Below are 13,625 nucleotides of genomic sequence, written 5' to 3'. Positions count from 1 at the left end.
ATCGCCCCCTGCGGCGAGTTGTCACAGCTGCGTCATACGCCCCCATTAATCGAAAAAACGATTCAAATGGGGGCGATATAATGCACAAAAAATCGAGAATATTGCTGAGCACCACGGTGCTTGGCGCGTCTGCACTCATCCTCGGCAATTCGCCGTCTCAGGCGTTCGAGTTCCTGCCGGGAAATCTCGTCATCAGCACGGTTTCGGGGACAACGCTGGACAGTGCGTCGGCGATCACATTGAAGCAGTTCACGCTGAGCAACAACGGAACCACGGCAACCGCCGCCGGCTCCCTCGTCCTGCCGCAGACGACGGTAGGCGCCAATTCGGCGATCTCCGGTGAATACGGATCGGCGTCGGAAGGAATCCTGCAACGTTCCGTCAACGGACAGTATCTGACGATCGCGGGTTACGGCGTCAACGCCAACACGTTCAATTCCGCGCCTTCGACCACCTACGGCACCTCGGCACTTGGCCAGACCACCAGCCTGACGGCGGCCCAGCAGACCGGCACGCCCGTCACCACGGTGGCGCGCGTGATTGCGCTGATCGGCGCCAATGGCAGCGTCGATACCACGACGGCGCTGACCGGCGTCTTCAACCAGAACAACCCGCGCAGCGTCGCCACGGTCGACGGCAGTTCGTTCTACGTCTCCGGCCAGGGCGCCTCGAAGACCGATCCGACGCAGGGCGTGTTCCTGGCGAGCAGGGGCGCAACCACCGCGACCGCGATCGACAACTCGACCGATACCCGCGTCGTGTCGATCGCCAACACCGGCAGCGGCAACCAGCTCTACGTCTCGCGCGACTACAATCCGCCGGGCAGCGGCGCGCAGAACTTCACCAATGTCAGCCGCCTGACCAATGGCTCCGGCGGCTTGCCCACCAGTTCGAGCGGCCTGGTCACGACGCACATCACGCCGCCCGCGAGCCCGCTCTCCAGCGGCGGAAACAACGGCTCGATCAACCTCACGGCGAGCCTTGCCAACGGCGTCAACAACTCCCGGATCGGCTCATTCGTCTATCTGAGCCCGGAGCAGTACTTCTTTGCCAACTCGACGACGCTCTACGTCGCCGACAGCGGGCAGCCCAAGAACGGCAACGCCAACAAGGCGGCGCTCGGCGAAGGCGGCCTTCAGAAGTGGAGCCTCGTGAACGGCAATTGGGTGCTGGACTACGATCTGGTGAAGGGCCTGAGCCTGGTCAACAACGCCAACGCGAACAATCCGACTGCGCCGGGCGTGACCGGTCTGCTCGGATTGACGGGCCAGGTCGTGAATGGGCAGGTCGAGCTGTTCGCGACCAGCTACGGCCTCAACGAATTGTCGCCGAGCTATCTCTACGAGATCACCGATACGTTGAGCTTCACCTCGATCGGTCAGGCCGGCAATGAGCAGTTCAACACGCTCTATGCCGCCGGTCCTGGCGAAGCGATCCGTGGCGTGTCCTTTGCACCTGCGGTTCCGGAGCCTTCGACCTGGACCATGCTGATTGCCGGCTTCGCCGCGATCGGCTTCCTGGGCTATCGCCGTCGCAACAAGGGGACGCTCAACGCGGCCTCTCCTTGCGCGGGCCTGGTCGGATAATTCCCGAAACCACGTCTGCCGGGGGACGCACGTAACGCACGCTCCGGCAGCACTGGCGCAGGGTCTCGCGTGGCCCTGCCATCCTGCCGGTTCAAGCGCCGGCTAATCATCCCGGCTAACCATTCCGTGAACGCCGGGATTCTTCGAGAGACTGTCACAGAGCCGAAGCAACAACGCACCTAGTTTAGTTCCGGTGCAATTAGGTAAAATGGACCCGCAAAAATGCGTAGCAAACTCCTCCTGGCATCTGCCTTCGCGGCGAGCTTGATCGCGTCGGCATTCTCGGCCGCGCAAGCCGCCACCCTGACCTACGACTGGTCGCTGACCGGACCCGCCTCCAGCCTCGGCGGCTTCTACGGCACCGGCTCCGGCACCCTGACGGTGACCACCGGCACCAATGGCGACATGCTGACGAGCTTCCTCGGCGAGGTGAATGGCAAGTCCATCACCGCCCTGCTGCCCGGCGCCGACAATCTGATCTTCCCGATCGGGTCGTCGTTTGGCTCCGGCGCGAACAGCTATGTGAGCGCCGCGAACATCGACACCACCGGATTCAAATTCCAGACCTCCGACGGCACCTACCAGATCTTCAGCTTCTACGCGCCGAACTCGACCGACGTGACCCCCGGCAACAACTACGGTGAAATCGCTCCCGGCGGCTTCGGCGTCGGGACCTTTGCGTTGACCGCCGCCGTTCCCGAGCCGTCGACCTGGGCGATGATGCTGCTCGGCTTCGTTGGGCTCTCCGTCCTCGGATATCGCCGCCGCTCTGCCAACGCAGCGGTGTAAGCTCACGACGACATCGATCGCCGCCTTGGCGGCATCTCGCTCCAGGCCTCGATGCGTGACAGCGTCGAGGCCTTTTGCTTGATGCTGCGACCTGCAATTCCGGTGAACCGATCCCGCTTCTCGTACCGCGCAGCGAGCAGGACATCCTGCACGCGGGGATGGTTAATGCGCCCGGCGGAGCAGCGCGCCCGTTGCTCGGCTTCCAGCGAGCAACCGCGCTGATCGTCGAACGATTTGCTGCCGATCGCTACGATTCGCGGGAAGCAGCCGCGGGCAACTTCACTTCCGCGGCGAATAAACCAACGCCGGCAAAACCATTTGTCCGCGATATTATACATGCTACTGTCATTAACGGCGAAGTTTGCGAGGCATAATGAAGGGCATCATACTCGCCGGGGGAACTGGAACGCGTCTTTATCCAGTCACGACCGTCGTTTCGAAGCAGTTGCTACCGGTTTTTGACAAGCCAATGATTTACTATCCGCTCTCGACACTCATGTTGGGAGGAATCCGGGATATTCTGATCATCTCGACGCCGCAGGATAAGCCGCTGTTCCAGCGCCTGCTCGGTGACGGCTCGGAGATTGGCCTCAACTTCTCCTACGCCACGCAGGAGACCCCGCGCGGGCTGGCCGACGCGTTCATCGTTGGCCGCAGCTTCGTCGGCAACGACAGCGTCGCGCTCGTCCTCGGCGACAACATCTTCTATGGCCATGGCCTGCCCGAGATGCTGGCGCGGGCAACGGCGCGACCGAGCGGCGCCACGGTGTTCGGCTATGTCGTCAACACGCCTGAACAGTACGGCGTGATCGAGTTTGACGCGCAGGGCAAGGCGCGCTCGATCGAGGAAAAGCCGCGGGTCCCGAAGTCGAATGTCGCCGTGACCGGACTCTATTTCTACGACAATGACGTGCTCGACATCGCAGCTCAGTTGAAGCCGTCCCCACGGGGTGAGCTCGAGATCACCGATGTCAACCGGGCCTACCTCGATCGCGGAGATCTGTTTGTCGAGGTGCTCGGCCGCGGTTTCGCATGGCTCGACACCGGCACCCACTCGTCATTGGTCGAGGCCAGCCACTTCGTGCAGATTCTCGAGCAGCGCCAGGGCTTGCGCATCGCCTGCCCCGAGGAGATTGCGCTGCGGCGCGGGTTCATCACGCTGGAGGAGTTCAATCGCGCCGCGGAGAAGACCGCCAAAAGCAGCTACGGAGAGTATCTGAAATCCGTCGCCCGTTCCTTCACCAACTAGCCGGCTAACCGTGCGCTTCGACAATCTCACCATTCTCGTAACCGGAGGCGCGGGCTTCATTGGCTCGGCCGTCGTGCGTCACCTCCTCGCAGACACCGGCGCACGGGTCGTGAACGTCGACAAGCTGACTTACGCCGCCAATCTCGACTCCCTGCCCGGCGCCTCCGGCAATCCGCGCTATGCGTTCGAGCAGCACTGCATCTGCCAGGCGGAGGCGCTGCGCCGCATCTTCGAGACCTACCAGCCGAGCGCGGTGATCAATCTGGCCGCCGAGAGCCATGTCGACCGGTCGATCGACGGGCCCGGCGATTTCATCCAGACCAACATCGTCGGCACCTTCACCCTGCTCCAAGAAGCCCTGCGTCACTGGCGCGGCCTCTCACCGGAGGCGAAGGCACGATTTCGCTTTCTCCACGTGTCGACCGACGAGGTGTTCGGATCGCTCGGTGAGTCCGGCCTGTTTTCCGAGACCAGCGCCTATGCGCCGAACTCGCCCTACTCGGCCAGCAAGGCGTCGTCGGATCATCTGGTCCGTGCCTGGCGGGAAACCTACGATCTGCCCACCATCGTCACGAACTGCTCCAACAATTACGGCCCCTATCACTTTCCCGAAAAGCTGATCCCGCACATGATCATCAAGGGGCTCGCCGGCGAACCCCTCCCGGTCTATGGCGACGGCCGCAACATTCGGGACTGGTTGTATGTCGAGGATCACGCCAGGGCGCTCACGCTCGTGCTCGAGCACGGCCGGATCGGCGAGACCTACAATATCGGGGGCCGCAACGAGCGAACCAACCTCGACGTGGTCAATACGATTTGCGAGCTGCTTGACCAGCTTGCGCCCGGTCCGGCTTCCAGGCGGAACCTGATCTCATTCGTGACTGACCGGCCCGGCCATGATCGACGCTATGCGATCGATGCGTCGAAGCTCGAGCGTGAACTTGGCTGGAAGGCCAAGGAAGACTTCGACAGCGGATTGGCCAAGACCGTCCGCTGGTACCTCGAGAACCGCGTCTGGTGGCAGGCGATCCTGGATCGGGGATATCACCAGTCGCGCATCGGGCTGGGATAGCGGTACGTCAACACCGGATCGGGCACGCAAGGTCCGCAGAGCGCGCCCCCGGCGCCCTCTCAGGCGGCAACATCCAGCGCTCCCGGTCGCGGAATTTCAATCCGCATGTTTCGTCCGATTTAATTGTTGCTTCATGGAAACGTCGCGTTGACTGGTTAATGAACAGTTTCTGTTCAATTGACGGAGTTAAATATGTTCCAGAAGACAACGGGTTGGCGCGCCGCGGCGTTTGCCTTGATTTGCGCCGCGACAATGTCGTCGTCCCCCTCGAAGGCCGACGTGCTCTACCAGAGTGCGAGCTATTCGGGCGTCGATACCGGTGAATACATCCTGCACGGCGACGACCTGATCGGCGCGGCCTTTACCCTGAGCAAGGCGACATCGATCACGGCGATCGGCGCGCAGTTCGGTGGCTATCCGTCCGGCAGCATCTTCGGCGCGATCGTTTCGCTGAACCCGCAGACCCTGCTCCCGAGCTTCGCGAAATCCGATCTCGCCAGCAACAGCCTCGCGCATGTCGTGTTCGCGGTGCCGCAGGCCACCGCAATCGATCTGTCGCAGCCGCTGTCCCTCACCCTCGGACCCGGCACCTATGGCGTGGTGTTCGGTTCGGGCCTGTTCGGAGCCACCGGCTATGCCGGATTGGGCGGACAGAACGATCCGGTCGGGTCATCCACCCTGTTCCGATCCTTCTTCTCGGACGGCTGGAGCCATTTCTCCGACAACGGGGTGCGGCTGTTCGTCGAGGGGCAGGTCGCGGCGGTGCCCGAAGCTTCGACGTGGGCCATGCTCATCGCAGGTTTCGCGACGGTCGGGTTCCTCGCCTATCGGCGCCGCAACGACGCCCCGCTCAAGGTCGCTTGATCATGGCGATCGTCGGCACCTGCAGCGACTGCCTGCCGGCGTCGGCCAACCTCGGCGTGACGCTGGCTTTCGCGATGTTCGGCTTGGCCGTCGCCATTTACCGAACCGCCTGAGCGACGACCACATCGCCAATCAGAAGACCGCCCGCCGGGCGGTCTTTTTTATTTCGGCAGAATCCGTGAAACTGAAACCGATCTACCGCCGACCGCGGCAGGCGCGCTCGACGCAAAGCTGGTAGTCGTTGTCGCAATTTTGAATGCAGGCGCCGGATCCATTGCATTTGGTCACGCATGTCGTGCGGTCGGTCGCGCACATCGCGCAATACGACTGCGCGATAACCAGCTTCCCGTTCTCGAGCCGGATGCCGTTTGCGCTGTGGGCAGCCGTCCCGGCGCCGGTGAGCATCAGCAACGCCAGGCAAAGCGCTCCAACAATTCGCATAGCACCCTCAAGCGGGAAACGCCGCGCACGCGCCCGGCAGCCCGTCATCAAACGATATGTGATTGAATCCCGCGCGACAACGCCGCGGCCCGGAACCATCATGACGTCCAAGTGAACCGCAACGCGGTCCAGACCCATCGTCACCAGAAGAACGGCCACCACCGGTAGCGGTAGGCCGGGCTGCCGTAATTGCCGGGCCCGGTATACGGCCCGGAGAAATTGTTATCGCCGTAGACCCATCTCGCGACGGGCCGCCGCACCGCGGGACGATAGCAATGGCCGCTCTCCCTGCACACGACCTTGGCTTCCGTCACCATTGATGCAGCCGGAGCCAGCCGCAACTGGCTCGACGCCGGCAGAGCCTCCGCGCGCGACGTGATCAGGAGGGCCGAAGCGATCGCAATCGCAAATACCGTTCGCATGTCAGTTTCTCCAGCCAGACACGACAGGCGACCAACCCTTGGCCCAACCGGCTGGACGGTCTTCCCGTATGAGGATTAACTTCAGAATCGCAGTTGCTTCGTCAATTGGGGTTAATGTTATTCACCCGTTTGGGGATTGGCTAGTGCCATGTCGGATGAACCCTGGCCCGCAGCAAGCCTCGGGGCCATTGCGAGCCCCCCCGAGGGTCGGCGTGGCGTCACCAGCCGCACCTGACAAGGGCGACGTCTGCCCGGCCGAGGCAGCGACATTTACCACGCAGCGATCCGATCGGGCCGCACGCTTTTCAATCGGTCGCGGGATGCTATGACACGCTTGCGCCAGCCGCTTTAGGCGCCAGCGATCGCCGCAAGTGGAGACATTGTTGTCCTGCAAGGCCGGAAATTCGAGAACGGAAGCCGCGTCACGGGCCCGCTCGCGCGTCCTGCATCGGACGCAGGGCGCGTGCGTTGCCATTGCACTGACGGCGAGTGCGGCTGCCGCGCAGGAGATCGGGCGGCTCTACGCCACACGACCGCCCCCGGGCTCTGCCTTCCTGCGTATCGTCAACGCCGAGCCGACAGCGGCCGCCAAGCTCAATGGGAGCGATCTGCCGATCGACAAGAACGCCGTCGCAAGCCGTTATCGTGTGGTCCGCGCCAACGAGCCGATCAGGCTGACGGTCGACGGCGTGGCCACCGAAGTTGCGGCCAAGCCGCAGGCCGACCAGTTCTACACCATTGCCATCGCGCGTGACGGCAAGACCTGGAGCAGCACTGCGATCGACGAAGGACAGGGCAGCGCCAACGACCTGAAGGCACAGCTACGCTTCTTCAACCTTTCCGGCACGTGCGACGCTTCGCTGCGCATCGCCGATGGGCCTGTCGTTTTCCAGGCCACAGCGTTCGGGCATTTCAATTCGCGCACCATCAACCCGGTCCAGGCCAGGCTCGAGGCGACCTGCAACGGCGCCAGTGCCGCCTTGACGCTTCCTCAACTGCGCTCGGGCGACCATTTCAGCCTGTTCCTCGTGGAAATTGCCGGCAAGCCCGCATTGGTCGGACAATTCGACGAGACCGAGCCGTATCGAGACCAATAGGTCGCAGCGAACATGGTCTTCGTCAGCGACTCCTTCGTTTTCGTCTTCCTGCCACTGTTCCTGATCTGCTACGCGATCGCGCCGCCGTTCCTGCGCAATTTCACGATCCTGTTCTTCAGCCTGGTGTTCTACGGCTGGTGGCGGCTGGATTTTCTGCCCCTGCTGATCATCATCGCGTCCTGGTCGTGGCTCACCGGCTTGTGGATCGCGCGGGCCTTCGGGCCGCAGCGGCGCCTGGCGCTGCTGGTCGCGATTGCGCCGCCGCTGTTCGGCCTGATCTATTTCAAGTACGTCAATCTGTTCGCGGAGAGCGCGATCGAGCTCGGCGCTCCGATCGCGAACTGGTCGCCGATCCCGCTGCCGATCGGCCTGTCATTTTTCGTGTTCGGTGCGATCTCGTACTCCGTCGACGTGTTCAGGAAAACGGTTGCCGCCGAGCCCAATTTGATCAACTACGCGACCTATCAGGGGATGTTCGGCCATCTCGTGGCCGGCCCCATCGTCCGGTACCGATCGGTCGCCGAGCGACTGAAGGCACGCATCTTCGACGTCTCGGAATTCGCCGAAGGCCTGCGGCGCTTCATGCTCGGCTTCGCGCAGAAGGTGCTGATCGCCGATACGCTGGCGCCGCTGGTGGAGGCCGGCTACGCACTGCCATCGCCCTCGACCTTCGACACAATCGTCACGGTCGCAGCCTATACGCTGCATCTCTACTTCGACTTCTCCGGCTACAGCAGCATGGCGATCGGACTGGGCTTGATGGTCGGCCTCAAATTCCCGGAGAATTTCGACAATCCCTATCTGAGCTGTTCGCTCACCGAATTCTGGCGCCGCTGGCACATCAGCCTGTCGAGCTGGTTGCGCGATTATCTCTACATCCCTCTTGGCGGAAACCGCGTCGGCCGCTTCCGCTCCTACCTCAATTTGATCGTGACCATGGCGCTCGGCGGCCTCTGGCACGGCGCAAGCTGGACCTTCATGATCTGGGGCCTGTGGCACGGCATGGGACTCGTGGTCGCGCGGATCTGGGCCGCGGCACAGATGCCGCGTATCCCTCCACTGCTCGGGCACGTCGTCACCTTGATGTTCGTGATGCTTGGCTGGCTGTTGTTTCGCGCCCAGGACTGGCAGACCGCCGCCACGATGTTCGACGGCCTGATCGGGCGCAATGGTGCAACCCTGTCGAACGGCTTCCTGGCCGCGATCAGGCCGATCGAGATCGTCACACTGTTCGCCGGCATCGCGCTCGTCTACCTGCCGTTGCTGAGCAGACTGCTGCCGTCACGGGCGACGCTGATCGAAAAACCACCGTTCCTGCTCGCGGCCTGCCTGTGGTTCTGGTCGCTCTGGGTGATGCAGGGCCGCACCGTCATTCCATTCCTCTATTTCCAGTTCTGACCGATGATGGCCGATCTCGCAAAAATACTGGTCGTGCTGGCAACCATCTTCGCCGGCTTCGGCTCGGTCGTCGTCGGGGGCGGCGACCATCTCCTCACGATCCTGAAGTCGGCAGGGCTCGACGATTATCTGTCGGGCCGGCTTGCCGGAAAGATCGACCGCGCCGTGTTCGACGCGATCCCCAGAAGCGCCCCGCTGGACGCTCTCGCCGCCGGACTTCTCTACCGCGGTCTGCACGATGCGGGATCGCAGGTCTGGGCAGGCTGCGGCGACTGGCTGTTCTCGGCCGAGGAATTGCGCGTCGATCGGCACGATGCCGCCAACATCGATGCCCGCCTCCGGCTGTTGCCGAAACTGGTCCACGCGATCACCAGCCGCGGCATCCTGCTGGTCGTCGTCCCCGTTCCGGACAAGGCCGAGCAGCTCGAAGGCCAGCTGTGTGGCCTGACGGCGACCGCATCGCGCAGGCGCGCAACACGCTGGTCGGAGGCGGCTGCGACACTCGATCTCCTGCAACCCGACCTGCACCAGGGCTGGCCCAAGCCAGGCTATTGGCGGACGGACACGCATTGGGACAATTCCGGCGCCGCGTTCGCCGCGAACGCGGTCGCGGACGTCGTCAACGGCAAGCTTGGACGAGGCTCGGAGCCCATCAAGCTTGTCACCGGCCAGCCACACCAGCGCCCCGGCGACCTTGCCCGGCTTGCGGGCCTTCTGGATGCGCCGCGCTGGCTTGGCCCGGTCGTGGAATATGCGCCCGAGATCAAGCTCGATATCCGCCGTGCCGGCGGCTTGCTCGACGAGGCAAGCGCCCCGTCGGTGCTTCTCGCCGGCTCCTCCTTTTCGCTCAACTCCAGCTTCATCGAATATTTGCAGACGGCGCTGGGGCGGGAGGTCGGCCAGGTCAGTCAGGCCGGTGGCGGATTTGCCGGCGCATTGCTCGATGTGCTGCAACAGAAGCCAGCGATATTGGCGTCCACCAGGGTTGTGATATGGGAGTTGCCGATGCGATCGCTTGTCACCCCTCTCTCAGATGCCGAGCGTCGAATGCTCGAAGCGGACGCGACCTAAGTGCGGTATCCCCTTGCAACGCGCGTTGCCGCAATCGCGGCGCTGATGATCACGGCGACCGTTGGCGCCTCCGCCAGGGATGCGGTCCTGGAAGGCAAGCAAAACTGGCTGTTCGCCGGCTGGGAAAGCCTGACCGAGACCAAGCCCGCATCCGAAAAAGCGGACATCGAACTGATCGCCGAGGCGAGCCGCCTGCTCGCACAAAAGGGCACCAGGCTGATCGTCGCGATCGTTCCGCTGAAGCCGCGCTATTACGAGAGCCTGCTGCCCGACGGGGCGCGGATATCGGACGACATCCGCAAGCGATATGATTCCCAACTGGTCGAACTGAAGACCGCCGGGGTCACGGCGATCGACCTCAGGGACGCGTTGAAGAGCGTGGTCGCGGCCAAGAAGGAGGTGTTCTACCGCGCCGACTTCCACTGGACGACGTTTGCGGCGGAGGCCGCCGCGGACCAGGTCGCGGAATTCATCAAGGCCGCCGGTCCGCTACCCGGAAAGCCTGGCTCGGGCATGCAACTCGGCGAGTGGATCACCGATCGGCATCTCGGGGACCTCGCGGCGAACTTCCTCACCCCCGAGCAGAAGCGTCGCATCGGCCCCGAATCATACGTCATCCGCACGCCCGGAAAGGCGGGCGGCGACTTGCTCGATGCTGCGCCAGCGCCGGTCGCGGTGGTGGGGAACAGCTTCGTGCAGCCCTATTTTGGTTTCCCGCAGCGGCTCTCCAATGCGATCGATCGTCCGGTGGCGCTGAAATGGAATCCGGGCGACGTGGGTCCCTGGATGACGCTGCTTCAGTTTCTGAAATCTCCGGACTTCCAAGGCAATACGATCAAATATCTGGTCTGGCAGTTCAACGAGGCGCAGCTTCAGAACGGTCCGGATACGGCCGGCGAGTGGGCCGCAGCCAGCGTCATGAGCCCCGCGGATTGGCGCTCCCGCCTCTCCGAAGCCCTGCGCAACTGACCGATTTGGTTAATATTCAGCACTGCGCCGGCGCCTCTCAAAATGCGCAGCAAAAACATCACAACCGGCAAAAAAGTGAGGAAATGAAACGACATCGGCCGCGACCAAACGGCCGACTGCGGCAATTGCGGTTTCCCTGAATGGCCGGCTCGGATAGATTTGAGAGCTATTTAACGGGTTCCGCATATCGCTGTTGCATGGGCATCTGGGGGGCAAAGAAATCGGTATGGACCGGCGCAAGGGCGACCCTTGGAGCGCTCTTGCTCGCGGCTGTGCTTTGCCCGGCGGGACATGCGCAGGCTCCGGACAACGGTCCTCCGCTGGAGGGCGAAGCCTACAACGCCGCCGCCGCGGCCTACGGCTCCTTCAGTCAGGGTGACTATCGCGGCTCCGCCGAGCATGCGGCGGTGGCCGTCGGCTTGCGGCCCGATGTGCTGCGACTGAGACTGCTGCTGATCGACGCCCTGGTTGCCGCCGGCGACCTGGCCAAGGCCGACCAGGCCACCACCAAGGCCATGACGGACTTCGCCGGCAACCAGGAATTGGAGGCGCGCCAGGCCAACATCCGCCAGCGCCTGGCCCAGGCACCGGCCGGCGAAGGCTACAAGGCGTTGGAGCGCGGTGATGCCAAGGCCGCAGTCCGCTCGGCCCGCAAGGCGGTCGAGTACGCCCCCGACCAGATGTCGTATCGGCTGCTGCTGCTGAGCGCCCAAATCGCCGACAATAACCTGCAAGACGCGATCGCGACCGCGACCGACGCCAACAAGCTCGACCCGGGCAACTACGTGCCGCTGGTCTGGCGCGGCTATCTGAACCAGAAGCTCGGCAACCGGGCCCAGGCGATCGCCGATTTCAACGCCGCCCTTGCCGTCCCCGGCCTCACCGATATCGAACGGAAGAATGTCCGCCTGATCGCTGCCGACGCGGCGCTGGCGTCTGGCGACTCTCGCGCGGCGAAAGACCTGCTGTCGGATTATTCGAAGACCGATCCGGCCGTCGTCAACCGCGCGGCCGACGCGGACGCTGTGGCCGACAAGAAGGCGACCTTGAAGGGCGACGGCAAGGCGATGCCGATGCCGGTGCAAAGCTGCCGCGACACGCCCTATGGCTCGGTTTGCAGCCTCGAAGCCCCCTTGGTCCAGAACATCGCAATCCCGATCGACAAGGCCGCCGAGGGCTTCGAAGCCGCCGGCAAGGCCTATGAAGCCAGCCGGGCCAAGAATTATTCGCTCGCCGTCGAGGAAGCCCGCAAGGCGGTGGACGACAGCCCGAGCCTGGTGGCGAACCGCCTCTTGCTCATCAACGTGCTGCTGAGCGCCGGCCGGCCCGTGGAGGCGGAAGCAGAGGCCAGCAAGGCGATCGCGCAAGGCCTGGGGAATGCCGAGATCTTCGCGCAGCGCGGCAACGCCCGCAACCTGCAACACAATGCGCGCGGCGCGATGGCCGACTGGGAGACCGCGCTGCATCGCGGCCTTTCCCCGGAGCAGGCCCGCACCGTCCGTCTCTCGCTTGCCGACGCCGCGCTGGCGGCAAAGGATCCCAGCCGTGCGCTGCGCGCGCTGCAAGGCCTGCCGCAGAGCTACGATCGTGCGATCCGCCGGGCCTATGCGTTGCAGGCACTGGGGCGGAAGGAAGAATCCATCGCCCAGTTCAAGGCCGCCGAGCAGATGGCCCCCAATCCGGCCAAGCGCGACGAGGCGCTGCGGGCGCAGATCAACACCCTGCTCGAGCTCCAGCGCAAGGCGGAAGCCCGCGCGATGTTTGACCAGGCGATCGCGCAGGGCCGCCTGCGCACGGTCCGGGACGCCGATCTGGCCTATCTTGCGGTTGCCGTCGGCAATGATCAGGTCGCCCTTGCCCTGTTCGATCGCGCCCATGCGACGGGGCAACTGCCGCCGCGCGCGACCATCGATGCCGGCTACACTGCGATGCGCCAGTTCCAGAATCCGAAAGCCATCGCCTATTTGAAGGAAGGCATCGACGCCAAGGCCGACGGCCGCCTCGCGATCGACGATCAAAAGCTGTTCGAGACCCGCCGGACGGTCGCCGACCTGTCGCGCGAATGGGGCGTCAATGCATCGATATCCTACGGCAAGGTCGGATCGGCGCCGAACCCGTTCCTGATTTCCACGGTTCCGAGCAGCTCCTATACCGGCCAGCTGGGCTCGGAATTCTATTATCGGCCGGCTGAGATCGGCAATCGTAACGGCGCGCTGTTCGAAGTGTTCATGCGGCTGTTCGATACGCTCTACGATCAATCCGGCGGACCGACGGGATCGCAGACCTTGCAGGGCATGGTCGGTGCGCGCTGGAAGCCGCTCACCGACCAAAATCTCGTTCTCGAGATCGACAAGCTGTTCCAGCTCGGTGGCGCGGCGCGCGACGATACCTTGCTGCGAGCGGCCTATTCCTACTCGGTGGGCACCGATCTGCGCGCGATCGATACGCACTGGCCGACCTGGTACGTCTACGCTGAAGTCGATCGCTTTCTCGAGAAGGCCCAGCTCATCGGCCTGATGGAAGGCCGCTTCGGCCACAGCTTCCGCCTCGATCCGATCAGCAGCAATCTGGTGTTCTTCCCGCATGCCGTCATCGCAGCAAGCTATGACGACTCATATGCCAAGCCCGAGGCCTACTCGATCGGGGCTTGTCATTCGGCCTGCAATA

At 63.6% G+C, this 13,625-nt stretch carries 13 protein-coding genes; 10 read left to right on the top strand and 3 right to left on the bottom strand.

Annotation, left to right across the window (positions count from 1 at the left end; all coding sequences use genetic code 11):
* Window positions 1-80: 80 nt before the first annotated feature.
* Complete coding sequence (locus B2W55_RS30735) at window positions 81-1,586, top strand: PEP-CTERM sorting domain-containing protein (RefSeq protein WP_080890919.1); 1,506 nt, start codon at window positions 81-83, stop codon at window positions 1,584-1,586.
* 222 nt (window positions 1,587-1,808) lie between these two features.
* Window positions 1,809-2,375 (top strand): PEP-CTERM sorting domain-containing protein, encoded by a 567-nt coding sequence (locus B2W55_RS30730; RefSeq protein ID WP_024583894.1) that lies wholly within the window; start codon window positions 1,809-1,811, stop codon window positions 2,373-2,375.
* 2 nt (window positions 2,376-2,377) lie between these two features.
* On the opposite strand, the gene B2W55_RS30725 is transcribed toward B2W55_RS30730, so the two are convergent.
* Window positions 2,378-2,713 (bottom strand): hypothetical protein, encoded by a 336-nt coding sequence (locus tag B2W55_RS30725; RefSeq protein ID WP_024583895.1) that lies wholly within the window; start codon window positions 2,711-2,713, stop codon window positions 2,378-2,380.
* A 35-nt stretch (window positions 2,714-2,748) separates the two neighbouring features.
* Between B2W55_RS30725 and rfbA the strand changes: the two genes are divergently transcribed.
* The 3 genes from rfbA to B2W55_RS30710 all read left to right on the top strand — a co-directional run bounded on the left by rfbA (window position 2,749) and on the right by B2W55_RS30710 (window position 5,560).
* The gene (gene rfbA / locus B2W55_RS30720) at window positions 2,749-3,624 is read left to right on the top strand and encodes a glucose-1-phosphate thymidylyltransferase RfbA (protein ID WP_024583896.1); all 876 of its coding nucleotides are present in this window, start codon (window positions 2,749-2,751) and stop codon (window positions 3,622-3,624) included.
* A gap of 10 nt (window positions 3,625-3,634) precedes the next feature.
* The gene (gene rfbB / locus B2W55_RS30715) at window positions 3,635-4,696 is read left to right on the top strand and encodes a dTDP-glucose 4,6-dehydratase (protein ID WP_024583897.1); all 1,062 of its coding nucleotides are present in this window, start codon (window positions 3,635-3,637) and stop codon (window positions 4,694-4,696) included.
* A gap of 192 nt (window positions 4,697-4,888) precedes the next feature.
* Window positions 4,889-5,560: a PEP-CTERM domain protein gene (locus tag B2W55_RS30710; RefSeq protein ID WP_024583898.1), complete on the top strand. Its 672-nt coding sequence runs from the start codon at window positions 4,889-4,891 to the stop codon at window positions 5,558-5,560.
* 195 nt (window positions 5,561-5,755) lie between these two features.
* Here the strand turns inward: B2W55_RS30710 and B2W55_RS30705 are convergent, their stop codons facing one another.
* Window positions 5,756-6,160: a hypothetical protein gene (locus B2W55_RS30705; protein WP_024583899.1), complete on the bottom strand. Its 405-nt coding sequence runs from the start codon at window positions 6,158-6,160 to the stop codon at window positions 5,756-5,758.
* Window positions 6,142-6,423 (bottom strand): hypothetical protein, encoded by a 282-nt coding sequence (locus B2W55_RS30700; RefSeq protein ID WP_024583900.1) that lies wholly within the window; start codon window positions 6,421-6,423, stop codon window positions 6,142-6,144. Before B2W55_RS30700 ends, B2W55_RS30705 begins: the two co-directional genes overlap by 19 nt.
* 383 nt (window positions 6,424-6,806) lie before the next feature.
* Between B2W55_RS30700 and B2W55_RS30695 the strand changes: the two genes are divergently transcribed.
* The 5 genes from B2W55_RS30695 to B2W55_RS30675 form a co-directional block, all read left to right on the top strand.
* Window positions 6,807-7,520 (top strand): alginate O-acetyltransferase AlgF, encoded by a 714-nt coding sequence (locus B2W55_RS30695; RefSeq protein ID WP_160306663.1) that lies wholly within the window; start codon window positions 6,807-6,809, stop codon window positions 7,518-7,520.
* Between the two features lie 12 nt (window positions 7,521-7,532).
* Window positions 7,533-8,918, top strand: coding sequence for an MBOAT family O-acyltransferase (locus B2W55_RS30690; RefSeq protein ID WP_024583902.1), 1,386 nt, complete (start codon window positions 7,533-7,535; stop codon window positions 8,916-8,918).
* A gap of 6 nt (window positions 8,919-8,924) precedes the next feature.
* Window positions 8,925-9,989: an alginate O-acetyltransferase AlgX-related protein gene (locus B2W55_RS30685; protein WP_160306665.1), complete on the top strand. Its 1,065-nt coding sequence runs from the start codon at window positions 8,925-8,927 to the stop codon at window positions 9,987-9,989.
* Window positions 9,990-10,958 (top strand): alginate O-acetyltransferase AlgX-related protein, encoded by a 969-nt coding sequence (locus B2W55_RS30680; RefSeq protein WP_029879858.1) that lies wholly within the window; start codon window positions 9,990-9,992, stop codon window positions 10,956-10,958. It abuts the gene before it with no gap.
* Between the two features lie 260 nt (window positions 10,959-11,218).
* On the top strand, window positions 11,219-13,625 hold a 2,407-nt coding region (locus B2W55_RS30675), incomplete at its 3' end, for an NfrA family protein (RefSeq protein ID WP_349678883.1).

The organism is Bradyrhizobium sp. UBA2491 (assembly GCF_002341725.1).
Taxonomy (GTDB): domain Bacteria; phylum Pseudomonadota; class Alphaproteobacteria; order Rhizobiales; family Xanthobacteraceae; genus Bradyrhizobium.
Note: the sequence above shows the minus strand (reverse complement) of the source record. Positions and strands in the feature narration are given on the sequence as shown.

Bases quoted from the DNA above. Each gene is read 5' to 3' on its own strand.
- B2W55_RS30710 (WP_024583898.1), top strand. From the start codon at position 4,889: ATGTTCCAGAAGACAACGGGTTGGCGCGCCGCGGCGTTTGCCTTGATT.
- rfbA (WP_024583896.1), top strand. From the start codon at position 2,749: ATGAAGGGCATCATACTCGCCGGGGGAACTGGAACGCGTCTTTATCCA.
- B2W55_RS30690 (WP_024583902.1), top strand. From the start codon at position 7,533: ATGGTCTTCGTCAGCGACTCCTTCGTTTTCGTCTTCCTGCCACTGTTC.
- B2W55_RS30735 (WP_080890919.1), top strand. From the start codon at position 81: ATGCACAAAAAATCGAGAATATTGCTGAGCACCACGGTGCTTGGCGCG.
- B2W55_RS30700 (WP_024583900.1), bottom strand. From the start codon at position 6,423: ATGCGAACGGTATTTGCGATTGCGATCGCTTCGGCCCTCCTGATCACG.
- B2W55_RS30730 (WP_024583894.1), top strand. From the start codon at position 1,809: ATGCGTAGCAAACTCCTCCTGGCATCTGCCTTCGCGGCGAGCTTGATC.
- B2W55_RS30685 (WP_160306665.1), top strand. From the start codon at position 8,925: ATGGCCGATCTCGCAAAAATACTGGTCGTGCTGGCAACCATCTTCGCC.
- B2W55_RS30725 (WP_024583895.1), bottom strand. From the start codon at position 2,713: ATGTATAATATCGCGGACAAATGGTTTTGCCGGCGTTGGTTTATTCGC.